Source organism: Paenibacillus sp. FSL R5-0766 (assembly GCF_037971845.1).
Classification (GTDB): domain Bacteria; phylum Bacillota; class Bacilli; order Paenibacillales; family Paenibacillaceae; genus Paenibacillus.
Genome location: NZ_CP150227.1, coordinates 3,606,775 through 3,632,537 on the forward strand (window position 1 = coordinate 3,606,775; position 25,763 = coordinate 3,632,537).

Below are 25,763 nucleotides of genomic sequence, written 5' to 3' on the forward strand. Positions count from 1 at the left end.
GTACAAGGAGGATGAATGCAATGACCACATTTCAGGTAGAGCAGACATACAGCAATTACATTAACGGAGAATGGGTGAAGGCGACATCCGGCGAAACCGAACCGAGCATCAACCCGGCGAATCGGAAGGAGGTAGTTGGCTACGTACCCACCTCAGGCGTAGAGGATCTGAACCGGGCTGTTGCAGCCGCGAAGGAAGCAGCAAAAGATTGGCGGAGGTTATCGGGCGCGGAACGCGGAAACTATCTATTTCAAGCAGCCAATGTGCTGGAACGCCGGGCCGATGAAGTTGCAGAGGCGATGACCAGGGAAATGGGCAAAACACTCCCAGAAGCTAAAGGAGAGACACTGCGCGGTGTAGCAATCTTAAGGTATTACGCTGGAGAAGGCATGCGAAAAACCGGTGATGTCATTCCATCAACGGACAGCGAAGCACTGATGTTTACGACCCGCGTACCCCTTGGCGTTGTAGGGGTTATTGCTCCTTGGAATTTCCCGGTAGCCATTCCGATTTGGAAAACGGCTCCGGCCTTAATTTACGGCAATACGGTTGTGTTGAAGCCTGCTCAGGAAACTGCGGTCACTGCAGCTAAAGTAATGGAGTGTTTTGAAGAGGCGGGCATTCCGGCAGGCGTTCTTAATCTGGTATGCGGCAGAGGCTCAGTGATCGGATCTGCACTTGCTGAGCATCCGGATGTGGGCGGAATAACGTTCACAGGCTCCAATGAAGTGGGCAAACGGGTCGGAGGCGCAGCACTGGCACGTGGGGCCAAGTATCAACTTGAAATGGGTGGGAAAAACCCGATTATTATCGCGGCTGACGCTGACCTCGATTTGGCTGTGGAAGCCACAATCAGCGGTGGGTTGAAATCGACCGGGCAAAAATGTACGGCCACCAGCAAGGTCATTATTGAACGAAAAGTATACGATGCCTTCAAAGAAAAGCTGCTCTCGCAAATCCAGGAAATCCGGCTTGGTGACGGCATGTCTTCTGGAAGCTGGATGGGTCCATGTGCAAGCGAAGGACAGCTCAATACCGTGCTGAGTTATATTCAAAAAGGCCAAGATGAAGGTGCCGTTCTGCTCACTGGCGGAAAAAGAGGGGACGGTCCGGGACTGGAAGAGGGATTCTATGTGCAGCCGACCGTATTTGAAGGGGTCGAATCCCATATGTCCATCGCCCGGGAAGAAATCTTTGGCCCGGTTCTGGCCTTGATTGCGGTAGATTCCCTGGAGGAAGCGATCGAAGCGGCTAATGATAGCGATTATGGCTTGAGTGCTTCCATCTATACACAGAACGTCGGAGCCATGTTGTCTTTCATCCGGGACATGGATGCAGGACTGGTCAGAATTAATGCAGAAACAGCCGGCGTAGAGCTGCAGGCTCCGTTTGGCGGTATGAAGATGTCAAGTTCACACTCCAGAGAACAGGGGCAAGCGGCTATCGAGTTTTTCACGGCCATCAAAACGGTCTTTGTGAAGTCATAAACTGTGGGAGGCTATCATGTACGAACAGATTACGTCGATTATGGGAGAGACCGCATCCAACTGCTTCGATATCATAGCCCATGCTCCAGGGGCTGCAGGACGTCTGCCTCTAACGGATGATTTGCTGCGGAATGCTCCAAGCGGCGACTTGTTTGGCATGTCCCAGAATGTTGGAATGGGCTGGAAGCCCGGGGATTTGAACGGAAAACAATTTCTGATCTTGAGTACACAAGGTGGCATACGCAATGAAGACGGCAGCCCGGCAGCGCTCGGTTACCATACCGGCCACTGGGAGGTCGGCCTACTGATGAAGGCTGCCGCAGAGGAACTCTCAAGCCGGGGAGGAATCCCGTTTGCTGGATATGTCAGCGATCCGTGTGACGGCAGATCACAGGGGACAACCGGCATGTTTGACTCGCTTCCGTACCGGAACGATGCCGCTATGGTATTTCGCAGACTGATTCGCTCGCTGCCAACGCGTAAAGGTGTTCTTGGTGTCGCCACTTGTGACAAAGGTCTTCCAGCGATGATGCTCGCGCTTGCCGGCATGCCGCAATTGCCTGGTGTAATCGTTCCCGGTGGCGTCACACTTCCGCCTACCGATGGAGAGGACGCCGGTAAAATTCAGACCATCGGTGCACGTTACGTCAACGGGGAACTTTCTCTGGAAATGGCGTCCGATTTAGGATGCCGAGCTTGTGCTACACCGGGAGGAGGCTGTCAGTTTTTAGGTACCGCGGCTACGGCCCAGGTTGTAGCAGAGGCTCTGGGTATGACAGTGCCACATGCCGCGCTTGCCCCTTCCGGTCAGCCCATCTGGTTTGAAATGGCACGCCAATCGTCACGTGCACTCATCCATATGGAGTCTCAGGGGATGAGAATGGGAGACATTGTCACGGATGCATCCATTCGCAATGCGATGACCGTTCATGCCGCGTTTGGCGGATCGACCAATCTGCTTCTTCACATACCGGCGATTGCCCATGCCGCCGGTTTAACCGTACCCACGGTACAGGACTGGATACAGGTTAACAAAAATGTTCCAAGGCTGGTTAGTGCTCTGCCAAACGGACCGATCTTTTATCCGACCATACGTGTCTTTCAGGCCGGAGGTGTACCGGAGGTCATGCTACACCTCAGACAGCTTGGTCTGTTGGATGAGTCTGTACCAACCGTTACAGGTACTTCATTGGGTCAGGTACTGGATTGGTGGGAATCGTCGGAACGGCGTCATCTCATGCGGAAGCAGTTAAAAGAGCAGGACGGCATTGATCCGGACAGTGTCATCATGAGTGTAGAGCACGCTCAGCGGCTTGGAATCTCTTCCACCGTAACATTTCCAACCGGGAATATCGCTCCGGAAGGTTCTGTCATCAAATCCACCTCTATTGATCCTGCTGTGCTGGATGAGCATGGTGTATACCGTCATCGTGGCAGAGCAAAGGTGTTTACCACCGAACGTGAGGCAATCCATGCGATTAAGACCGGAGGTATTCTGGCTGGCGACGTTGTTGTGCTTCTTGGGCGAGGTCCATCGGGAACCGGGATGGAGGAGACGTACCAGCTTACATCTGCGCTTAAACATTTGCCTTTTGGCAAATACGTGTCACTGATTACGGATGCCCGGTTCTCCGGTGTTTCCACCGGAGCGTGCTTTGGTCATGTTGGCCCTGAAGCGCTGGCAGGCGGACCAATTGGCAAGCTGCGGAACGGAGATCTGATTGACATCGTGGTTGATCGTAACACGCTGGAGGGCAGCATTAACTTTGTCGGAGAAGGAGAGCTGGCGTTTTCGCCGGAAGAAGGTGCTCTCATCCTGGCACAAAGGTCCTTCCATCCGGATATGAGGCCTGATGAAGCTTTGCCGGATGATACAAAGCTCTGGGCTGCATTGCAATCGGTCAGCGGTGGGACTTGGAGAGGGAATGTATATGATGTAGAGCGGATAATAACCGCCCTGGAAGCCGGCAAAAAAGCGCTGGGCTGGTACTGATATCCACCTTTTGTGTATCTGTTGTTGTACAGATCATTACTTTCATACCGGAGGTTTCTTCCATGAATAAGATCCAGAAAATGATCACCAATCCCATCCTTCCCGGTTTCCATCCTGATCCGTCCATCTGCCGAGCAGGGGAGGATTATTATATCGCCACTTCCACCTTTGAATGGTTCCCTGGTGTACGGATTCACCATTCCCGGGATCTGGTTCATTGGCGGCCCATCGCTTCTCCGCTGACTCGTGTAACGCAGTTGAACATGGAGGGCAACATTAATTCCGGAGGCGTATGGGCACCCTGTCTTAGTTACAACAACGGTGTGTTTTACCTGATCTACACCGATGTCAAAAGCCGGGTAGGCGCTTTTAAAGATACCCACAATTACCTTGTGACAGCAACGGATATCGAGGGCCCTTGGTCCGATCCGGTGTATCTGAACAGCAGCGGTTTTGATCCTTCCCTGTTTCATGATGAAGACGGGCGTAAGTGGCTGGTCAATATGATATGGGATCACCGTAAGGGCAAAAATCGGTTTGCAGGCATCGTTCTTCAGGAATATTCTGTCCAGGAACATAAGCTGATCGGACCGGCCATGAACATATTTAAGGGAACAGAACTAGGCCTGACCGAAGCACCCCACCTGTACAAACACAACGACTATTATTATCTCATTACGGCTGAAGGTGGAACCGGTTATGAGCATGCGGTTACCTCAGCACGTTCCCGTACGTTACAAGGTCCTTATGAGGTCGATCCTGCCAATCCGATCCTCACTTCATACGGCAGACCGGATTTAGCTCTGCAAAAGGCAGGCCACGGTAGTCTGGTCGAAACGCATACCGGCGAATGGTACATGGCTCATCTGGTCGGACGACCCGTTCAGCGCAAATATTGCATTCTTGGACGTGAGACCGCACTTCAGCTATGTACGTGGAGTGAGGACGGCTGGCTGAGACTTGCGAGCGGTGACCGATATCCGGAGGTTCAGGTGCCTGCACCAATGATCCAGTCCCATCCGTTTGAGCCGATTGCTGAAATGGATCATTTCGATCACTTTGAGCTTCGGCATGATTGGAATACACTTCGCATTCCACCCGATTCGACTTGGCTCAGCTTGACGGAACGTCCCGGTTACTTACGCTTGCACGGCATGGAGTCGATGAGTTCAACGCACAGGCAAAGCATGATCGCACGGAGACTTCAGGCCTTGGAGTGTGAAGCCGAGACGTGTCTGGAATTTGCGCCGGACCATCCACAGCAAATGGCCGGATTGATTTTGTACTACGATACCCAGGACTATCTCTACTTACGTGTAACTTATCATGAAGAGAAAGGGCTCTGCCTGGGGATTATTCAGTCCAAATACGGGGTATACGACGAACTGCTGGAGGATATTCCGCTAGAGTTGGTGAGCACGCTTCGTTTAAAGGCTGTGGTGGATCAAGATCGCGCCCGCTTTTATTATGCGTTAAATAGCGATTCATCCTGGAATACAGCAGGCGGGTGGATTGATATCACACATCTGTCCGATGAATCTCCGGAGTATATCCGGTTTACGGGAACCTATATCGGTCTTTGTGTGCAGGATCTTGGTGGAACCCGAAAACATGCCGATTTTGACTATTTTATGTATAAGGAAATATAGCATGCTGTGAGTTTATTGAGATAAGCCAGAGCCCCTTGTGATGGGGGCTCTGGCTTATCCTAATAGGGATGAATAACTACATAATAATATGATATTATGTTTGTCGGTAACAGGTCGAATATAATAGTTGGAGGTATATTATGAATTTATATAAAGTTATTGAACCCCATAATTCAAACTATCCTGATCCCATCGTTTTAGCTAAAGGAGATACGATCCTATATGGGAGAGAAGATACTGAATTCCCCAACTGGATTTTCTGTGAATCCTTGCATTCTAAAAAATGCGGCTGGGTACCGAAGCAAATATTAAGCACTCCCAATGAAGAAGAGATCGCAACTGCATTATCAGACTATTCTGCACACGAATTAACCGTAAAACCCGGTATCATCGTTACAAAAGAATTTGAACTAAATGAATGGAGTTTTGTTCATACCGCAGAGGGTGAGAAGGGCTGGTTGCCAAACAAGGTATTGACTCCATCGGAATTATAATCGAAGGCATAGAGAAACTTACTCTGCATCATAATTGGATTGTTTCGCAGTTGTAATGGTCTCGTTCGTAATTAGGCATGCATCTACCTTGAGGATTTTATTCCTCTCGTGTAAATGCATGCCTGTTTTTTTATTTGTGCTGTAAATCCCTTGTGATTTTGCGTCCCGTTGGTGTCTGGGCATGACCCTGAGTAATCAGGAGCATCTGCTCCATCTGCAACTGGCCTGTTATCTAAAGCAGACATATCGTTCATCGTGATATTTAAATCAACTTACGCGAAATCACGCCTCAAACTTGTCACCCACATAATGAAAAGAGTGAATATGCGTTTTGGTGAGTTCAATTACGTTTTTGATAAATGCCTCGCGTGATTCACGATATCCGCTTAATATCCAATTGTTTAATAGTCCAAAAAAACCGTAGGCGGTATAGTACTTGAAATAATCCATATTAACTGGGGAGTTGTTGATCGTCTCAAAGACAAATTGCTCCTGATAGATTTTGAGTATGGTTTGTGGAAAGCCTGTGTGTAGACCGGGTAACGTATCATCGTATTGAATCAGTTCGAAGAAGTCACGGTGCTCGTAGATATAATCCACGATTTGAAAAGATTCGGCATCCAGCTTGTTTGTTGAGACCTTTTGACCATGCCAATAGGGTTTGCCTACTGCGCCCCTCAATCCTTCGAGTGTCATAGTCAACAACTCTTCGGCGAAAATATATTTATCCTGGTAGTGTAAATAAAACGTGCTGCGATTATAACCCGCCTGATCAACGATGTCTTTGACAGAAACACCATGGAATCCTTTTTCTTAATGAGCTGAATCAGAGCGGTTTTTAGGTGCTCCTTGGTTCGATTACGATGTTGAGATGTCACAGTAAGTTCATTATTCATTCAAAAAAACTCCTATAAATATAGACATAGTTTTATAAAGTGTCTACGAGGTAGACACTTGGTCACATCTTAATGATTGGATTGTTACAATTTTAAGCATAGAATTAGTTTTGTAAACATCATATAGCACTATTTATATAGGCGCTATTCAAAATATTATACTGGGGGATTTATTCATGGGCAAACTTCAAGATAAAGTTGCAGTCATCACAGGAGGAGCATCCGGGATTGGTGCAGCAACAGCTCGCTTATTCGTTTCCGAAGGAGCTAAAGTGGTCTTGGTGGATCTGAATGAAGAAAAAGGCAAGGCGTTTGAGCAGGAACTGAAAGCGCTTAAAGCAGAGGCTCTCTTTATTAAAGCAAACATAACAAGTGAAGAAGAGGTTTCTGAGATTTTCAAACAAACCGTAGAAGCATTTGGTCAAGTCGATATCGTATTCAACAATGCGGGAATCGGACGTGTTCATCCGACGCATGAGCTTGATTATGCCGAATGGCGCAATACGGTCAATGTTGATCTGGACGGCGTTTTCTTGGTTGCACGTGAATCGATTCGCGAAATGCTCAAAATTGGTGGAGGTACAATCGTTAACACGGCGTCCATGTACGGATGGGTTGGTTCGCCTGGTTCAGCAGCCTATAATGCAGCTAAAGGCGGCGTTGTGAACCTGACTCGTTCGCTCGCGCTGGAGTATGCTGAGCAGAATATTCGGGTGAACTCCCTTTGCCCTGGCTTCATCGATACACCGATTATTCCGGAAGAGAGCAAACAAGCACTTTCTGCGGCAACACCAATGAAACGTCTGGGTCAAGCAGAAGAGATGGCCAAAGCCGTTCTGTTCCTAGCTAGTGACGATTCTTCATATATGACAGGAAATAGCCTGATCATAGATGGAGGATACACCGCTCAATAAGTACAGCAATTATCGAAGCACACAATGAACATAGTTCCATTAAAAGTCGCTATTTCAGCGGCTTTTTTTATTGTATTGGTATAAGAGCTGTTCCCAAGCCAAGGACAACTGGCAAACAGCGAGTTTAGCTACTCATAATAGATGGCCTCATAAGGAAACTCTAACTTATTCAAGCGGTATTCTTTGGGCGACATGGACATATATTGACGGAAAACTTTGCCGAAATAGCTGGGACTCTCAAAACCGCATTGTTGACCAATTTGGGAAATCGGAAGTTCCGTTGTACGGAGTAGTCGGATTGCAACCTCAATGCGTCTGTCTTTGAGATAGGCTAGCGGTGATGTTTTCTCGGATTTCTGAAACAATCTGCACAAGTAGTGTTTATTGATATCACAATGGCTGGCTAGAAGATCCAACGTTAATGGAGATGCATAATTCTCTCGGATGAACTTTTTGCATTTCTCAATCGTTGTTATGGATAGGGCACCGATATCCTTCTCCGCATCCCGACTCGTCTGTACCAGGATAAGCAACCACCGATAGACTTGCATGGACAAGCGATACTTGTCCGTAACCTTCTCTTGATGAATCAAATGGATAATTTGCCATAACTCTTGAATCAAGGGAGAGTCCGCGTTTCGTCGAATGACATGTCCCTCATTATCATGCATCATATCCCAAATTCGGTTAGCTTCATCCCCGCGAATGTTGATCCATATAAATTCCCATGGCTCGTTGTTTTCTTGTTTATAGTAATAGCAATGTTCTCCAGAGATTTTAACAAGTAGGGCATGTCCCTTTGGTAAAGGAATCGTTTGATTTTCAATATCCAGATAACCCTGACCATTAAGTGTGTATTGAAAAACGACGTGTCCCGGGTCCGGTCTATCATCACTTGGACAACGATATTCCTCGCTAGAAACGATCTGCCATCCAATAGAGTCCAGTGTCATGATTGATGTATCGTCATTACGAAAAGCATAAGAGACCGTATGAACCATCGTTTCATCTCCTTCCTAAAAAAGTCAATTATCTTATATAATACGTCACATTTTTTAGATTGTCTGTCTTTTTTTAGACCTGTAAGATAAATGTAAGCGGTAACATATAAAGGAGGTGGCTATAAATTGTGTTCAAATGACAACAATCTGGGCAGGGTCGAACTGATGATTCTAAAAATGAATTTTTAGATAAGGGGGAGTTAATCGAATGATCCGAAGAACTGTTTCCATCCAGAAATCGATGTTTGTCTCTTTTTTAGCACTCCTTATGGTTATTTCACTGGCTGTTCCTCCGGCGCCGATACGTGCAGAGTCATCAAGCAGCCTGCCGGGTCGCCAAGGAGAGTATCTTAACCGGGGTTTGGTTGCGGTTCTTGTAGACAACGGCGTTTTTTTAAGCTGGAGGTATTTAAACAACGATCCAGATGATATCTCTTTCAATATATATAAAAATGGAACCAAAGTGAACACATCACCCATAAGCGATGTGACAAACTACGTGGACACCACTGGTTTCGACAGCTCGCAATATCAGATCTCCACCGTTATTGCAGGCAAAGAGCAAATGCAACCGGAGGTTGTATCGGTCTGGCATAACGATTATCTACCTATTCCGCTCGATAAACCGGCCGATGGTCGGACTAAGGATGGCGGAACGTACTCCTATTATGCTGGAGATGCTTCCGTAGCTGACTTGGACGGGGATGGCGAGTATGAAATTGTCTTCCTGTGGAGTCCAAGCAATTCCAAGGACAATTCGCAGGCGGGCTATACGGGGAATGTCTATATCGATGCCATCAAACTGGATGGCACAAAGCTGTGGAGGATTGACCTGGGAGTCAACATCCGCGCCGGAGCGCATTATACGCAGTTAATGGTGTATGACCTCGATGGCAATGGAAAGGCTGAGGTTGTTGTCAAGACGGCGGACGGCACGAAGGACGGCCAAGGCGCGGTCATTGGTGACGGCACGAAGGATTATCGCAATGACGGCGGATACATACTTTCAGGTCCAGAATATCTCACGCTGTTTAACGGTGAGACTGGCGCGGCTGTATCCACTGTGAATTATGATCCGCCAAGAGGCAACGTCAGTGACTGGGGTGACGGCTATGGCAACCGTGTAGACCGTTTCCTTGGCGGCATCGCTTATCTGGACGGTACGAAGCCAAGTGTCGTGATGAGCCGGGGTTATTATACCCGCACAGTGCTTGTTGCTTATGATTATGTTGGCGGGGAACTCGTCAAGCGCTGGACGTTCGACACAAACGAAGCAGGATCACAATATCAATCACAGGGCAACCACAATCTAAGTGTGCTGGATGTCGACAAGGACGGCAAGGACGAAATTATGTTTGGCGCCTTGGCCATTGACGATGACGGCAGCTTGATGTACAGCACCGGACTCGGCCACGGTGACGCCATGCACGCCGGCCAGCTCGATCCGAACCGGGAGGGCTATCAGGTCGTAAGTGTGCATGAGCATTCCGATGCGGCATACGGGCTGGAGATGCGCGATGCGGCAACAGGTGAAATCCTCTGGGGTGAGAAAACAGGTTTTGACACCGGTCGCGGGATGTCGGCGGACATTGATCCGAACTATCCGGGTTACGAATCATGGGCCACGACTATTACCAACGGGCAAAGTGTACCTGTAACCAATACCTATTCAGCAGCCGGAGAGGCTATCTACACTGTGGACGAAGGGCCCAAAACCGCCAATTTCGCCATCTGGTGGGATGGAGATCTTCAGCGGGAGCTGTTGGACCATGAGTGGGATAATAGCACAGCCAAAGGAATTCCGCTCATCTATAAGTGGGATTACCAAAACAAAAAGCTGAATGAAATCTTCCGGGCAACCGGTACGTTAACGAACAACCATACCAAAGGCAATCCAGCACTCCAGGCGGACATTCTGGGCGACTGGCGTGAGGAGCTTCTGCTGCGGAGCGAAGATAGTTCGGAGTATCGTCTCTACACAACGACCATTCCTTCAGACTACCGCATCCCTACGCTGATGCAGGACCCTGTGTATCGACTTGGCGTAGCCTGGCAAAATGTATCCTACAACCAGCCGCCTCATACCGGGTTTTATCTTGGAGCGGAAGCTACAGCATTCCCTAAAGCCGATCTGGCGCTGACTCTCGAAGCTGAAATGCTGGAGCCGGTCTACCGCTTTAATTTCGGTACAGAGACTGAGTCAGGAAGTACGAACATACAGGATACGCTCTACACACAAGATCCGGGATACGGCTTCAAGGATACAAGTGGTGTTACGGTAGGGGCAAACCAGGTTTCGGTCGCTACAGGTACGACATTTGCTGTTGACCTGCCAAATGCCAACTATAAGGTGACGCTGCGATTGGGCAATGATGCAAATGACTCGAACGTTGGAGTCAAATCCGAATTCGTCCAGAAGCTCGCCTTAACCAATGTGACAGCAGGAGCACCGCTGGAGTATTCCTATAATGTCGCATTAGTGGATGGACAGCTCGATCTTCTCTTCACAGGTACAGCCATAGACATCCAAGACGTCATCATTGAGAAATATCCAGAGAAAGCGGCTGGTGCGGCAACAACGATCTATATGGCTGGTGATTCAACCATGCAATCGTACAGTGAAGCGCAGGCTCCTCAAGAAGGATGGGGGCAGCAGTTTGGACGTTATTTCTCCAATGGGGCAGTGATAGTGAACGATGCGATCGGCGGTCGAAGCAGCAAATCGTTTATGGTAGACGGTCGTCTCGATACAATCCTGCAACGAATTAAGCCGGGGGACTTCTTCTTCATTTCCTTTGGTCATAACGACGCCAGTGCAGGGATACCGGACCGTTACGCATCACCGGAGGACTATAAGATCTACTTGGCTCGTTATGTAAACGGTGCCAAACAGCGGGGCGCAACACCGGTATTGCTCACTCCGGTTGGACGCAGAGATTTTAACACGGTGACTCAGGAATTCAATGTCAGCTTCCCGGCATACGTGCAGGCTGCCAAAGAAGTGGCGGAGGAGCTTGATGTGCCACTTATTGATCTCAGCAAATTAAGCATTGCGTACTACGACAAAATTGGTAATACAGCTACGGAGAAAGTGTTCCTCTATGCTAATCCGGGTGAATATCCAAAATACCCGAATGGCATCAACGATAATACGCATTTCAGCAGCTACGGTGCACAGAAAATTGCCGGACTCGTTGCTGGTGCAGTCAAAGGCATGGAGCTGAGCATTTCATCACTGGTCATCGACCCGGATATTTCCGAGCCAGAACCAGAACCGGAAGCCCAGCTCTATGAGGAGGATTTTGAAGGCGACGCTGCCAACTACCAGTATGCGATGGTCAATGCCACGGGTATTGCAGGAACCATGGCGGGAACGGTAGTTGAACAGTCCGGAAATAAGGTCCTGTCCGTCGCGGGGTCAGGTTCAGGCAATCGGGCCAAAGTATTCCGTCTGTTCGATGCCGTAAACGGCGATCAGGTGAACGTGAACTTTGACTGGCAATCCGGTAATGTGAGTGCCTATCCATCAGAAGGTCATCTCACGGTCCAGGATTCTAACGAAAATGCCCTGTTCACGCTGTATACCAAAACCGGAAGCACCAAAATTCATTATTTTGTCGGTGCATATAACCCGGACTACGGCACAGGGGATACAGCCATACCCGAAGGGGGAACGGCTACAGATATTTCCAAGAACCAGTGGGTCAATGTGGATGCAACTGTTAATTTTGCCGAGAAAACATTGGATCTGACATTAACGAACCTAGCCGATCCGACAGTTACACAAACGATTGCAGATATCTCGCTGAGTTCCGCCGCATATGCGGACAACGTCAGATCCATGCGATTCCTGGGCACGAGAAAAGGCGGTGGAGGCACGTTGAACTGGACTACCCAGATCGACAACGTGCGAATTGAAGGCACTCAGCTCTCTTCAGAGGGCGGCGATCAGACGGCCTTAATCGCTCTGTACGATGAGATCAAAGCACTGAATCTGTCGGATTATACAGATGCATCGAAGGCCGTGGTGAACCGGGCTTTGGCAGCTGCGGAAGCTATATTCAATACGGAAGCCACGCAGGCTAAAGTTGACCATACGTTTAACATGTTAACTGTAGCGAAGGATTCATTGACAAGTGAACCAGGCGAAGAGATAAGTGAATACAAATTTGACTTTGGTTCTGGCGACGCAGCCGACGGATACATCAAGGTAGATGGCAAAAGAGCGTACATTGAAGGCAATGGGTACGGCTTTGCTGATACTGCGCTGACCAAAGATGAGAACCGGGAAACCGGAGATTTGCTCAAGGAGGATTTCACACGGGTAAACGGCACCTCCTTCCTGACGGAAATGGAGCCGGCGAATTACCGGGTAACGATGACCATCGGGGATGCGGAGGAATTGACCAGCGCAAATGTCGTTGTAGAGCAGATGACAAAGCTGCCGCTTACAAGCATTGCCAAGGGCGAATTCAAAGAAATCACGTATGACGTTGCCCTGATTGATGGGGTCTTTAACTTCAACTTCACAGGAAATTCACCGAAAATCAATGCACTGAAACTGGAGCGACTGCCAGATCATACTGCAAGCGATAAACCGGTTATTTATTTGGCCAGTGATTCCACTGTGGCCAATTACGCGGAGAACTATCGTCCGCAAGCAGGCTGGGGCGAAACGTTGGATGGATATTTTGATCCAAATGAAGTCAGTATTGATAACAGGGCAGTTGGAGGGCTCAGCAGCAAAACCTTCTTGGTCGGCGGATATCTCAACGATATTTTGCTCGACATTCATGAAGGGGATTATCTGTTCATGCAGTGGTCTCATAACGATTCTACGCCGTCCCGTCCGGAGCGTTATCTTACTCCCGAGCAGTTTAAGGTATATTTGAAAGAATACATTAACGGTGCTGTGCAGAGAGGTGCTATTCCGGTTCTGGTCACACCAGTGAACCGCCGTGATTTTACCGGAGAGGTGCTGAACAAAAGCTTCCCGGAATACGTACAGGCGATGAAAGAAACGGCGCAGGAAACGGAAACGCTTATCATCGATCTGAACCAAGCCAGTTGGGAGCATTTCCAGGAGCTTGGCACAGAAGGAACCAAATCGATATTCATGTGGGTAGGCACAACGGAAGACAATACACATTTGCAAATGAACGGTGCAATCAAGGTGTCTGAAATCGTGGCACGTCTTGTGAAGGAATTGAATGTACCGCTATCTGATTTTGTTACGCTGGAAGGGGAAACTCCGGAGCAGGAAGCCCCTCATACCACGGCAACTGTAGAAGGAGAATCGCAGAACGGCTGGTATACTTCTCCAGCACAAGTAACCTTCACAGCAAGCGATGAAGATTCCGATATCGAAGGGACCTATTATCAAATTAATGGTGGCGAAACGGTGAGTGGCACTCAGTTGACTCTAACTGAAGAAGGAACACATACCATCACCTACTGGAGCGTCGATGTTGACGGTAACAAAGAGAGCGAACAGTCTTTGTCCATATCCATTGATTTCGTACCTCCAACCATTGAAATTCATGGTCAAACCGAATACACCATTGATCAGCAGGTGGAAATTGGCTATACAGCCTCCGATTCGGTATCCGGTGTAGAAGAACCAGAGGGTGTGCTTCTCGACACTCCTGCGTATACACTGGAACCCGGACTGAACCAGGTTACGGCAACCGTCTCCGATTTGGCTGGGTGGGAACAGACGGTAGAATATAGTTTTGCAGTTATTACTACATTCGACAGCCTGATTAATCTGACCAACACCTTTGCTGATGAATCGATCGATCCTAATGCCAGCATTCTTGCTGATCAGCTCACAAACACGTTACAGCAGGCCAAACAGGCAGCCAACGATCGTGAAGGAGCAAAAGCGCGTCAATTGCTTGCATCCTACGGTAATGACGTTCAAGCAGCTAGAGGAAACGTATTTACGGATGAGCAGGCAAGCGTGCTGATTAAGTGGGAGGAATGGCTCCATCAGACTACGCCACTTGCAAACGGTGCCCCTGGCACTCCGGTGTTATCTGATAATAATGGTTATGACACGGGGCTCAAAGACGGAGACTATACAATCACGATGAATCTGTGGTGGGGGAATAACGGCAATCAGTTCAAGCTGTATGAGAATGGTGAATTGATTAAAGAAATTTCTCTGGTCGATCAATCCCCGTCCGCCCAGTCTGTTCAAGTGGATATTACTGGACAGAAAAATGGTACCTATATCTATACTGGAGAATTGATCAATGCACTGGGTTCAACCATGAGTGTTCCACTGACAGTCATCGTCACAGATGCTTCCCCAGGGCAAGCGGTTCTGTCGAATGACAACTGGGACGGTGACGGCAACTTTAATGTCACCATGAATCTATGGTGGGGAATAAACGCAACCGAATATGAACTTTACGAAAATGGTGTATTGATCGACACACAATCGCTTCAATCCAATACGCCTAGTGCACAGTCTGCAGTTACCGCAATCTCTGGAAGGGCACCTGGAATCTACGAGTATGAAGCGGTACTTCGCAATTCCTCAGGGGAAACCAGATCACACAAATTAAATGTGACGGTACGAGAGTAGACTGAAATGTTTGAGCATTCCATGAACAAGAAGTGATTACAACTGAAGTAAGGTACACATATAAAAGTGCTATTCCTCATCATTTTGAGGAGTAGCACTTTTTGTATACGCACAGTATGAAAGCGTTTGACTTATTTGAATATCAATCTATAATGATGAAAGGAAATTGGACCTGGACAGGATACAGACAGCCTGTCCGCTTGAATGTATATTCAGAGCAAGCTTCCATACGCAGGAGGCTTGCTGTTTCATTTTCAGAAGGAGAATAGGTTCCCATGACACTTAAAAAAAGAATTTTTTTACTGTTCTTTCTCAGTGCGTTTATCCCCTTTATCAGTATATTTGCGATTTCTTATTATACGATCGACTCCATTTTCGCAAATAAGATCGATGATGGCATCCGCAGCAATTTACAACAGGTGACATCCTCATTGGAGAACTCCATCACCAATCTGAATCATGTTACGCAACAATTATCTTACAGGGGGACTTTAGGCAAAAGAATGGATGAATTCTTGAATCCGTCCTCCGATATCTTCGAACTGATTGAGGCCAGGGACGAATTAAAGAACGAGTTAAGTGTTGTCACCTTCACCAATCCTAATATCGGATTGACCCTGTATTACTTTCAAAAAGAAGGTACTACTCAGTTCGGCAACTTTCCAATCAAGGATCGTTTCTCTCCTGAGTCTCTGCCTGTGCTCTTCCAAACCTATGGCATTAAGTACTATAGCCCCCATATGAGTATGAACCGATTTGATGATCAACTCGTTCTGTCTGCTATGCGTAAAGTACAACTTTCCGAGAGGAACGACGTGTTCATTTACGTAGAATCAGGCTTTCGCCTCACACAGGATATCTTGGGCTACAATCAATACAACGGCGCATTATCTCATCTCATCCTGGATGGTGAGGGAAACATTGTGTACAGTGAAATACCGGAAGCCATGAAGGTAGGAGAAAATTTCTCCAGCTTAACGGTCGATCCTGCCAAGGACGGAATATCCCGCGGGTATCACTGGTTCAAAGAGGATTCCTCACAGAAATGGAGTGTTGTATCGGTCATTTCGCAGTCCCAATATCAACAGGAGAAAAACCAGTGGTTGCTTCAAATTTTGCTGGTCGCTTTATTCTTCCTCGGCTTTACCGTGTTTCTTGCTTGGCTCCTGTGGAAGATGGTCTACAAGCCTCTCGGTCTGTTCCATTCGGAGATCAATGGGATGTCCAAAAATCCACAAACAAAAGGGAACCGAGCTCGCACTCAGATTCCTGAATTTGATTTTCTGTTGGGCGAATTTTCGAATATGCAGCATCAGATTGGTGACCTCTTCAAGGAAGTTCAGCAGAAAGAGAAGATACGTGCAGACCTGGAAGTGGAAAAACTGCTCTATCAGATCAATCCGCACTTTCTGATGAATACGCTGGATACGGTGCACTGGCTGGCGGTCATGAACGGACAAGGGGAGATCGACAAGCTGGTGCAGTCATTAAACAAGCTGCTCTATTACAATCTAGGCAAATTAGGGCAAGTATCCACCATGGAAGAGGAGATCGATGCATTAAGACAGTATCTGATTTTGCAGCAAATTCGCTATGACTTTGAATTTGACGTCCGCATTACGGCAGATGAACAAGTACTTCAAATTCCTGTGCCCCGCTTTATTCTGCAACCGCTGGTTGAAAATTCGTTATATCATGGATTGAGTGACGAAGGTTTTATTCAGATTGAAGTGACATGCACTTCAACGTTGAACATTATGATACAAGATAATGGCGCAGGTATGACGGAGGAAACCATTCATAATCTGCTGAACAATCGTGAAGCTGAACAACAAAAAGTAGGGATGGGCATCGGACTCAATTACGTTCACCGCATGTTGAAAGCACAGTACGGGGACCAAGCACAACTGGTGATCGAGAGTGAATTGGGAACAGGGACAAGCATACTGCTCGTATTGCCTATTAAAGGAGAAGATATCTCGGCATGATTAAGGTATTGATTGTAGATGATGATAAGCTGGTACGCAAAGGCATTAGCTCTGCGATGCCATGGAACGAGTTCGACATGGAGGTTGTAGGAGAAGCAAGCAACGGGTTGAAAGCACTGGATTTTCTAAAATCCCAACCGGTCGATCTGATGCTAACGGATCTTGCGATGCCCGTCATGTCAGGGATTGAACTGATGCGAGCTGCGAGGCAGCTCTATCCCGAACTTCATATCGTTGTGTTAACACTGCATCAGGATTTCGATTATATCCAGGAAGCGCTAAGACTCGGAGCCATCGATTATATAGCCAAAGTGCAGCTGGAGAAAGAGCAGTTCGAACATGTTCTGCAACGGATACATACCCGAATTAGCGGGTTGACAAACACGATAAGAAAGATGCCTTCGCAGGATGAAATCAATGTCCATTATCCAAATGTGTATGCACTTGTTTCACAGGATCGTAAATCAGAGCATAAGTGGCCAACGGAGTTAACTGCGCATGAAGATGAGATAAGGTGGGAGGTTGAGCGTCATAGCTGCATGTGGGCTGCACCCTCGTCCGAAGAGGATCAACTATTTCATCAATTGAAGGAATGCTTGCATCAAGTTCCCCAAAGTACGTTGTTGGTTTTGTCTGATGTACAAGAGCGAACATGGTCTCAAATCAAAAACTGGATTAGGAATTATACAGAGACGACTTTATTCTATGCGTACAATCCCAATAACCAAGTCATTACCATTTCCATGAATGATGAAGATACATGTTCAAAAGAACCGCAGGATGAGGACCTTGATCGGATTAAGCAAAGTTGGTTCCAAACCCCATGGACCCACCACGACAGTTACTACAATCAACTCATTGATCAGTTTATATCCTTACGATTACATAAAGGTCAGTTGATGGGATTGCTGTACTCGATCGTGATGGAATGGAACCACCTTTTTGCCCAAACTACGCTTGGAAGAATCTCGATGATCCATTCTTTCGAGTCCTGGTACGAGGTTGAAGAATGGATCAAACAGACTGCTGCAAGCATTCGAAAGGCTGATGAACAGACTTCATATTCACAGGAAATCATTGATGCCGTGAAAAAAGCAGTGATGATCGTGCAGCATGATTTGGAGCAGGCCTATACAGCTTCAGGTCTCTCCCAACAACTCAACATCAGCCGAAGTTATTTCAGTCAATGTTTCAAAGATTTGATGGGGAAAACCTTTAATGAGTACTCCCGCTTCATCCGGGTAGAGAAATCCAAAGAGTATTTGCTCAATACAAATAATACGATTTTCTGGATTGCAGAGCGAGTGGGTTATACGGATGAAAAATATTTCAGCCGGATTTTCCGCGAACTGACAGGTCTTCTGCCAAGCGAATATCGGCAGCTAGGTAGAGGAAATAAATAGCCGACAGTCTCCTGTTTTAGGAGCTGCCGGCTTTTGTTTTTGATCGAGAAGAGGGGTAGATAGACAAATGTTGGTCAGTAGGTAGGGTAAATGATCACAAGTTAACCATACTTCATCATACGGACTGAAAACTGTAACCATTTCTCTATCCAAACGGACGTGTAATCCCTATCTCGATTGGCCTTCACTTCATTTTATAATGAAAGCGCAAACAAATATTGAACATCAGAATAAAGGGGAATCGAACTAGATGAGAACAAAATGGTCTATGAAAAGCAAACGGGTGACAAAGCGTCTGGCCGTGCTGTCCATGTCCGCCTTGATGGTTGCAGCCCTAGCGGCATGTGGAGGCACTTCCACCCCTCCTACAGCAGAGGAAGCAGGCAAATATGAGGTAACGCCGGGAGATCCGTTCAGTGCCTATAAAGACGAAATCACCGTAACCATGGGACGGGTAACCACAGCCAATCCAAAACTGCCGGCTGGTGATACCTATGAGAACAATGCATATACTCGGCTGGTCAAAGACACGTTTAACGCTCAGATTACAGACCAATTTGAAGCCAATGGCGAAGATTATAGTCGTCAAGTTTCGCTCGCCATCGCATCCGGGGAATTGCCTGACATGATGCGTGTTGATTCCAAAGATGAACTGAAAGAGCTGGTGGATAACGACCTGATTGAGGATCTGACTGCCATTTACGATCAATATGCTACGGATAATATCAAGCAGATGTACGATTCCTATGATGGACGTGCATTAGAAAATGCAACAATCGATGGACGTTTGATGGGCCTTCCGGCGACTTCCCTGGATTCCGCGCCAACGATGGTTTGGGTTCGTCAAGATTGGCTGGATCTGCTGGGGATTCAACTGGATGCAGACGGAGACGGTGCCATTTCGCTGAATGAGGTGGAGCAAACAGCACTGGAATTCCTGAAAAGAGATCCTGGTCAATCCGGGAACCCGGTAGGTATTCCATTTGTGAACACGATGAATACAACAGATTATAATGGCTCTGCTTATACGATGCTGGGTGTGGCCTCAACCGAGGGAGCCTTCCCGCAATATTGGATGAATGGTGAAGACGGCAAAATCGTGTATGGTTCCACAACAGAAGAAACGAAGAAAATGCTGGGTACCATGGCGGATTGGTTCAAGAATGGCATTATCGACCCGCAATTCGGAACCCGCACGTTTGATGATATTACCGCACTCTACGCCAATGGCCAAAGCGGTATTGCCTTTGGACCGTGGCATATCCCTGACTGGGGACTGATCAGTGCAAAACAGATGGATAAAAATGCGAAATTCTCGGCTTATACGCTGGAAGATGCAGACGGCAAGGTCAACGTGGCGCATGCCAATCCATCCAATCAGTTTATCGTGGTGAGAAAGGGTTATGAACACCCTGAACTGGCCGTTAAGATTCTTAACCTGTTCTACGATAAACTAGCCAATGATAAAGATGCCGCAACAACCATGCCGGAAGCTGCCAAATATCAGGAGACCGGGGTAGACGGATCTACGAGACCTTTTAATATCGAAGTCAACTCGGCTACATCGCTGCTGGATGATTACTCTGACGTTGTTCGCGGGATTAAAGGAGAGATCAGCCTAGATGAGGTTCGCACAACCGAATCGAAAAACAACATCGGAAGCATCAAAACGTATTTGAGCGACATGGATACGGATGATGTGACTGCTTGGTCAAAATATCATTCGCGGATCAACGGAGTTGGACTGATCGACAAACTGACACAAGAAAACAAATTTGTATGGATGACACCTGCTTTCTCTGGCACTACGCCAAGCATGAAACAGACGTGGGCCAATCTGACAAAGTTGGAGCAGGAATCGTTTATCAAAATCATAACGGGTTCAGAACCGCTCGATTACTTCGATACATTCGTCAGCAATTGGAAGAAACAAGGTGGTGATCAAGTCATTCAGGAAATTGAAGACGAGATCACATCGAAACAATAGACATCCATGAACAGTAGCAGGGCTGCGATACGCAGCCTTTCTTCAACGAAAGGGGTTCATCCATGAAACAGGGGAATTGGAAAGCGAGAGGGCGGCTCGGCCCAGGTGCCATGTACCATATGATGATGATTCCGGGCATTTTGTTTTTGCTTGTATTCAGCTATGTTCCAATGGTCGGTATCATTACAGCGTTTCAGGATTATATACCGGCCAAGGGCATGTTCGGCTCTGAATTTGTAGGCTTGAAACATTTTATGTATATGTTCAAGCTGCCGGATATCGCGCAGGTCGTCAGCAATACGTTGGTGATTGCGATTGGCAAGATTCTGCTCGGAACGATGATGGCCATCATTTTTTCCGTTTTATTAAATGAAATTCGTATCAAATACGTTAAAAAATCCGTGCAGACGATTGTTTATCTGCCACACTTTCTATCCTGGGTTGTACTGGCATCGGTTGTTGTCAACATGTTCAGTTTGGATGGCATTGTGAATCAAATGTTGGCGTTTTTTGGCCTCGAAAATATTAATTTCCTTGGCAGCAACACCTGGTTCCAGCCACTGATTATCGGTACAGACGTATGGAAAGAGTTTGGTTACAGTTCCATCGTTTATTTGGCTGCGATTACGTCGATTGATCCCGGTCTGTATGAAGCAGCAGGAATGGATGGAGCAAGTTGGTGGAGAAAAGTGTGGCATATTACATTGCCAGGCATGCTGCCTATTATTCTGCTCATGGGCGTAATGAGTCTGACCAACATTTTGAGCGCCGGTTTCGATCAAGTCTATAATCTGTATAACCCGGTTGTCTATGAGTCGGGCGACATTCTGGATACCTATGTCTATCGAATCGGTCTCGTTGGGCGACAGTATAGCTTCGGTACAGCTGTTGGTTTGTTCAAGTCCGTTATCGGTATTGTTTTGCTCATGTCTGCCAACCAGTTGGCCAAAAAATATACGGACCGAAAAATATTCTAAGGAGGCCAAACCTGTGTCCTATTCTGCAAACTTCAAAGATCGAATTGGCCGGTTTGCCATCTATGCCATCGTCATCATGCTGGCATTGGTCTGCCTTCTTCCGTTATGGAATATCGTTGCCATTTCATTCAGCAGCAGCGAGGCGGTATCCGCCAACGCAGTAGGTCTCGTTCCAGTTAATTTCACAACAGCAGCGTATACCAAAATTATCGAAGATGCACAGTTCTGGCGCTCCTTTGGTATATCCGTTCTACGTGTTGCGCTAGCTCTTGTGCTCAACATGATTCTGATTATTTTAATGGCTTATCCACTATCCAAATCAAAAAGAGATTTTAAAGGCAGAAACATTTATATGAATATCATGATTTTTGCCATGTTGTTCAGTGGAGGCATGATTCCCAGTTACCTGCTGATCAAAAACCTGGATATGCTGAATACGATCTGGGCACTTGTTCTGCCAGGCGCTGTCCCGATATTCAGTGTCATTCTCGTGATGAATTTCTTCTCCGCTGTACCTAAAGCGCTTGAAGAAGCAGCATTCATCGATGGGGCCAATCCGCTCCAGGTCTTGTTCAAAGTGTATGTTCCCGTATCCATTCCTGCACTGGCGACAGTCGCCTTATTCAGTATCGTGGGTACGTGGAATGACTTTTTCGGCGGGTTGATCTATATGACCAAAGTGAGTAATTATCCGTTAATGACCTATATTCAGTCCCTTAACGTGAATATTGCTGATTTGCTTCAAGCCGGCACCAATTCCAGTGAACTCAGTAACCTGACTGAAATTTCGAACAAAAACCTGAATGCAGCCAAAATCGTAGTCGCTGTTATCCCGCTATTGCTGATTTATCCCTTGCTGCAAAAATACTTTGTGACGGGCATTGTCGTAGGATCGGTCAAAGAATAACATTAGAGAGGTTGAATGGAACATGGAAAATAAAAAATGGTGGAAAGAAACCGTTGTATATCAGATATATCCACGCAGCTTTCAAGATCGAAACGGGGATGGCATTGGAGACTTGAAGGGCATTGTGTCACGATTGGATTATTTGCAGCAACTCGGCATCGGTGCGATCTGGTTATCACCCGTGTGCAAGTCTCCTCAAGATGATTACGGATATGATATTTCAGATTATCAGGATATCGATCCGATGTTTGGGTCCTTGGAAGATATGGAAACATTAATTGATGAAGCCGGGAAACGAGAGATCCGGATCATTATGGATTTGGTGTTGAACCATACCTCGGATGAACACCCCTGGTTCCAAGAAGCCAAAAAAGGCAAAGACAATCCGTACCATGACTACTACGTCTGGAGAGATGGCGTGGAAGGAACGCCTCCAAACGACCTGGGGTCCACCTTTGGTGGTTCAGCCTGGGAATGGGTGCCTGAGATCGGGCAATATTATTTGCATCTATTTTCCGTAAAACAGCCAGATCTCAACTGGGAAAACCCCAAAGTCCGGCAGGAGATATATAACATGATCAATTGGTGGATCGACAAGGGTGTGGGTGGTTTTCGACTTGACGTGATCGACTTAATTGGTAAAGAACCGGATTTGAAAATTACGGGAAACGGACCTAATCTGCATAAATACATCAGGGAACTGAGCAAGGAGACGTTTCAAAAAGCAGAAGACTTGCTAACGGTTGGAGAAACATGGGGCGCCACTCCGGAGATCGCCAAACTGTACAGCAATCCGGACGGCAGTGAATTTTCAATGGTATTCCAGTTTGAACACATCAGTTTGGATGAACAAGAAGGCAAAGGAAAGTGGGATCTTAAACCTTTGGATGTGATGGCATTAAAAAAAGTGCTGTCCAAGTGGCAAACGGAGCTCAAGGGTGATGCCTGGAACAGTCTGTTCTGGAACAACCACGATTTGCCACGTATCGTATCACGTTGGGGAAATGATGGAGAATTCAGAGTTGAATCGGCTAAAATGTTAGCTACCCTTCTTCATGGCATGCAAGGTACGCCTTACATATATCAAGGTGAAGAGCTGGGGATGACGAATGTTCAATATGCGATCGAGGATTATCGGGATATTGAATTGCTCAATTTTTATAAGGAAAGAATGGGGAAAGGTTATCCTGAACAAAGTGTGAAGGAGTCGATCTACGCCAAGGGACGTGATAATGCACGCACACCTATGCAATGGGATACTTCCGATAACGCGGGTTTTACACAAGGCGAACCTTGGATTAAGGTGAATCCAAATTATAAGCAGATCCATGCCGAGGAAAGTTTGAATAACCCTGAATCCATATTTCATTATTACCGGAAGTTAATTCATTTACGAAAAGAACATGAAGTCATTGTATATGGCGATTATGAGCTGATCTTTCCAGAGAACCCAGATGTGTTTGCTTATACCCGAACGCTGAATGGTACGACAATTCTTGTGGTATGCAATTTCCAGGGATATACGACCGAACTTCCGCTTCAGGAGCAATTGACAGGGTCCCATCAGCTTTTGATAGCTAACTATACAGGTGAACTCTCGGAGAGTGAATTACGTCCATATGAAGCAAGAATGTACGTTATTCATAATTAAAGCATAATACGTTATATAATGTTCAGTTCTCAAGAAAGAAGGATTGTATTCAATGAAAAGAGTATGGTGGAAAGAAGCAGTAGCTTATCAAATCTATCCGAGAAGTTTTATGGATTCCAACGGAGATGGGGTTGGTGACATCAAGGGGATCCTATCTAAACTGGATTATATTCAAGATCTCGGTATTGATCTGATATGGATCTGCCCAATGTATAAGTCACCCAACGATGATAATGGGTATGACATCAGTGATTACTGTTCCATTATGGATGAATTCGGCACGATGGCGGACTTTGATCAATTACTGAATGAAGTTCATCTTCGCGGCATGAAACTCATTATGGACTTGGTGATCAATCATACAAGTGACGAACACCCGTGGTTTATTGAATCCAGAGCTTCACTGGATAATCCCAAACGAGATTGGTACATCTGGAGAGATGGGAAGAATGGAGACGAACCGAATAACTGGGAGAGCATCTTTGGCGGTTCTGCATGGGAATATGATGAAGTCTCCGGACAGTACTATCTCCATCTGTTCTCCAAGAAACAACCGGATTTGAATTGGGCAAATCAGGAAGTTCGGAAATCCATATATGAAATGATGAATTGGTGGCTGGATAAAGGGATTGATGGTTTCCGTGTGGATGCAATCAGCCATATTCACAAAGAAGAGGGCCTCTTGGATATGCCAATCCGAGAAGGTGTCAAATACGTCTCTTCTTTTGAAAAGCATATGAATGTGAAGGGAATCCAGAGTTATCTGCAAGAAATGAAAGAGAACACATTATCCAGATATGACGTCGTGACTGTTGGGGAAGCAAATGGAGTTAAGGTAGAGGACCAAGAAGATCTGCTGGATTGGATCTGTGAAGTCAGAGGGAAATTTAATATGGTCTTTCAATTCGAACACCTGGACCTTTGGAAAAACAGCACAGACAGGCAACTGGATGTTCCCAAACTGAAAAACGTCTTGACCAAGTGGCAAAAATCACTGGAAGGCGTCGGTTGGAATGCATTGTTTATTGAAAATCATGATCAGCCTCGCAAAGTTTCATCTTGGGGAAATGAAACAGAGTATTGGTATGAAAGTGCCACAGCACTTGGAACCATGTACTTTTTCATGCAAGGCACACCTTTCATATATCAGGGGCAAGAGATCGGCATGACAAACGTGGCATTCCCTTCCATAGAGGACTATAACGATATCGCTGATCGGAATTTATATCAGATCAAACGCGAAGAGGGGATGTCACATGAGGAGATCATGAACATCATCTGGGCTTCGAGTCGCGATAACTCCAGAACGCCGATGCAATGGTCCTCGGCCAAAGAGGCGGGGTTTACCAGTGGTACACCATGGCTGAAGGTGAATGACAATTACATCCATATTAATGTAGAGAAACAACTCCAGGAACCAGGTTCCATTCTTCAATTTTATAAACAAATGATTCAGCTGCGAAAAGAGCACGATACGTTGACTTATGGTATCTATGAGCTTCATATGCCGGATCATCCGAGTGTATATGCATATACACGTACACTGGCAGACCAACAGGTGCTGGTAGTCATCAACCTTACTGAACACATGGTGGAGCTTGAGGAAGATGAGCTTGGCCTCGACTTCTCAGAGATCTGGCTTACCAACTATGAGAATGGCTTGCTGCCACTGGTGTTGCGACCGTTTGAAACCATTGTTGGATTAAGCAATAAAGTAAAGTAGGATACGTAAAAGGAAAAAGGCGTCTATATCATGGTCTGAATGATATAGACGCCTTTTATTGTTGTGTAACCACATGAATATTCGTTATTGATGGAGAACAT

Annotated in this window: 14 protein-coding genes and 1 pseudogene; 13 read left to right on the top strand and 2 right to left on the bottom strand. The window is 46.6% G+C overall.

Annotation, left to right across the window (positions count from 1 at the left end; all coding sequences use genetic code 11):
* Positions 1 to 20 precede the first annotated feature (20 nt).
* The 4 genes from gucD (at position 21) to MKY66_RS15615 (ending at position 5,623) form a co-directional block, all read left to right on the top strand.
* Positions 21 to 1,487: an alpha-ketoglutaric semialdehyde dehydrogenase GucD gene (gene gucD, locus MKY66_RS15600; RefSeq protein WP_036671416.1), complete on the top strand. Its 1,467-nt coding sequence runs from the start codon at positions 21 to 23 to the stop codon at positions 1,485 to 1,487.
* 16 nt (positions 1,488 to 1,503) lie between these two features.
* A complete protein-coding gene (locus tag MKY66_RS15605) occupies positions 1,504 to 3,480 on the top strand; it encodes a YjhG/YagF family D-xylonate dehydratase (RefSeq protein WP_076210580.1) in 1,977 nt (658 codons plus the stop codon).
* A 62-nt stretch (positions 3,481 to 3,542) separates the two neighbouring features.
* Positions 3,543 to 5,129 carry a glycoside hydrolase family 43 protein gene (locus tag MKY66_RS15610; RefSeq protein ID WP_076210578.1) on the top strand — a complete coding sequence of 529 codons (1,587 nt, stop codon included), beginning with the start codon at positions 3,543 to 3,545 and terminating at the stop codon, positions 5,127 to 5,129.
* 140 nt (positions 5,130 to 5,269) lie between these two features.
* Positions 5,270 to 5,623 carry an SH3 domain-containing protein gene (locus tag MKY66_RS15615; RefSeq protein ID WP_076210576.1) on the top strand — a complete coding sequence of 118 codons (354 nt, stop codon included), beginning with the start codon at positions 5,270 to 5,272 and terminating at the stop codon, positions 5,621 to 5,623.
* A 282-nt stretch (positions 5,624 to 5,905) separates the two neighbouring features.
* Here MKY66_RS15615 and MKY66_RS15620 read toward each other — a convergent pair.
* Positions 5,906 to 6,519: pseudogene (locus MKY66_RS15620) on the bottom strand (TetR/AcrR family transcriptional regulator).
* 176 nt (positions 6,520 to 6,695) lie between these two features.
* Here MKY66_RS15620 and MKY66_RS15625 point away from each other — a divergent pair.
* Positions 6,696 to 7,433 carry an SDR family NAD(P)-dependent oxidoreductase gene (locus tag MKY66_RS15625; protein ID WP_076210575.1) on the top strand — a complete coding sequence of 246 codons (738 nt, stop codon included), beginning with the start codon at positions 6,696 to 6,698 and terminating at the stop codon, positions 7,431 to 7,433.
* Between the two features lie 128 nt (positions 7,434 to 7,561).
* On the opposite strand, the gene MKY66_RS15630 is transcribed toward MKY66_RS15625, so the two are convergent.
* Positions 7,562 to 8,434 (bottom strand): AraC family transcriptional regulator, encoded by an 873-nt coding sequence (locus tag MKY66_RS15630; RefSeq protein ID WP_076210573.1) that lies wholly within the window; start codon positions 8,432 to 8,434, stop codon positions 7,562 to 7,564.
* Positions 8,435 to 8,642: 208 nt separating this feature from the next.
* On the opposite strand from MKY66_RS15630, the gene MKY66_RS15635 reads away from it, so the two are divergent.
* The 8 genes from MKY66_RS15635 to MKY66_RS15670 all read left to right on the top strand — a co-directional run bounded on the left by MKY66_RS15635 (position 8,643) and on the right by MKY66_RS15670 (position 25,662).
* Positions 8,643 to 15,026, top strand: coding sequence for a GDSL-type esterase/lipase family protein (locus tag MKY66_RS15635; RefSeq protein WP_076210571.1), 6,384 nt, complete (start codon positions 8,643 to 8,645; stop codon positions 15,024 to 15,026).
* A 275-nt stretch (positions 15,027 to 15,301) separates the two neighbouring features.
* Positions 15,302 to 17,014, top strand: a complete 1,713-nt coding sequence (locus tag MKY66_RS15640) for a histidine kinase (protein WP_076210569.1) — start codon at positions 15,302 to 15,304, stop codon at positions 17,012 to 17,014.
* Positions 17,011 to 18,417 carry a response regulator gene (locus tag MKY66_RS15645; protein WP_076210566.1) on the top strand — a complete coding sequence of 469 codons (1,407 nt, stop codon included), beginning with the start codon at positions 17,011 to 17,013 and terminating at the stop codon, positions 18,415 to 18,417. The genes MKY66_RS15640 and MKY66_RS15645 overlap by 4 nt, the downstream gene beginning before the upstream one ends.
* Before the next feature lie 250 nt (positions 18,418 to 18,667).
* A complete protein-coding gene (locus tag MKY66_RS15650; RefSeq protein ID WP_076210564.1) occupies positions 18,668 to 20,404 on the top strand; it encodes an extracellular solute-binding protein in 1,737 nt (578 codons plus the stop codon).
* A gap of 62 nt (positions 20,405 to 20,466) precedes the next feature.
* Positions 20,467 to 21,381: an ABC transporter permease subunit gene (locus tag MKY66_RS15655; RefSeq protein ID WP_076210563.1), complete on the top strand. Its 915-nt coding sequence runs from the start codon at positions 20,467 to 20,469 to the stop codon at positions 21,379 to 21,381.
* Between the two features lie 13 nt (positions 21,382 to 21,394).
* A complete protein-coding gene (locus MKY66_RS15660) occupies positions 21,395 to 22,288 on the top strand; it encodes a carbohydrate ABC transporter permease (RefSeq protein ID WP_076210560.1) in 894 nt (297 codons plus the stop codon).
* A gap of 22 nt (positions 22,289 to 22,310) precedes the next feature.
* On the top strand, positions 22,311 to 23,939 hold the full coding sequence (locus MKY66_RS15665; protein ID WP_076210557.1) for an alpha-glucosidase: 1,629 nt from the start codon (positions 22,311 to 22,313) through the stop codon (positions 23,937 to 23,939).
* Positions 23,940 to 23,991: 52 nt separating this feature from the next.
* The gene (locus MKY66_RS15670; RefSeq protein WP_076210554.1) at positions 23,992 to 25,662 is read left to right on the top strand and encodes an alpha-glucosidase; all 1,671 of its coding nucleotides are present in this window, start codon (positions 23,992 to 23,994) and stop codon (positions 25,660 to 25,662) included.
* Positions 25,663 to 25,763: the final 101 nt, after the last annotated feature.

Bases quoted from the DNA above. Each gene is read 5' to 3' on its own strand.
- gucD (WP_036671416.1), top strand. From the start codon at position 21: ATGACCACATTTCAGGTAGAGCAGACATACAGCAATTACATTAACGGA.
- MKY66_RS15605 (WP_076210580.1), top strand. From the start codon at position 1,504: ATGTACGAACAGATTACGTCGATTATGGGAGAGACCGCATCCAACTGC.
- MKY66_RS15610 (WP_076210578.1), top strand. From the start codon at position 3,543: ATGAATAAGATCCAGAAAATGATCACCAATCCCATCCTTCCCGGTTTC.
- MKY66_RS15615 (WP_076210576.1), top strand. From the start codon at position 5,270: ATGAATTTATATAAAGTTATTGAACCCCATAATTCAAACTATCCTGAT.
- MKY66_RS15625 (WP_076210575.1), top strand. From the start codon at position 6,696: ATGGGCAAACTTCAAGATAAAGTTGCAGTCATCACAGGAGGAGCATCC.
- MKY66_RS15630 (WP_076210573.1), bottom strand. From the start codon at position 8,434: ATGGTTCATACGGTCTCTTATGCTTTTCGTAATGACGATACATCAATC.
- MKY66_RS15635 (WP_076210571.1), top strand. From the start codon at position 8,643: ATGATCCGAAGAACTGTTTCCATCCAGAAATCGATGTTTGTCTCTTTT.
- MKY66_RS15640 (WP_076210569.1), top strand. From the start codon at position 15,302: ATGACACTTAAAAAAAGAATTTTTTTACTGTTCTTTCTCAGTGCGTTT.
- MKY66_RS15645 (WP_076210566.1), top strand. From the start codon at position 17,011: ATGATTAAGGTATTGATTGTAGATGATGATAAGCTGGTACGCAAAGGC.
- MKY66_RS15650 (WP_076210564.1), top strand. From the start codon at position 18,668: ATGAGAACAAAATGGTCTATGAAAAGCAAACGGGTGACAAAGCGTCTG.
- MKY66_RS15655 (WP_076210563.1), top strand. From the start codon at position 20,467: ATGAAACAGGGGAATTGGAAAGCGAGAGGGCGGCTCGGCCCAGGTGCC.
- MKY66_RS15665 (WP_076210557.1), top strand. From the start codon at position 22,311: ATGGAAAATAAAAAATGGTGGAAAGAAACCGTTGTATATCAGATATAT.
- MKY66_RS15670 (WP_076210554.1), top strand. From the start codon at position 23,992: ATGAAAAGAGTATGGTGGAAAGAAGCAGTAGCTTATCAAATCTATCCG.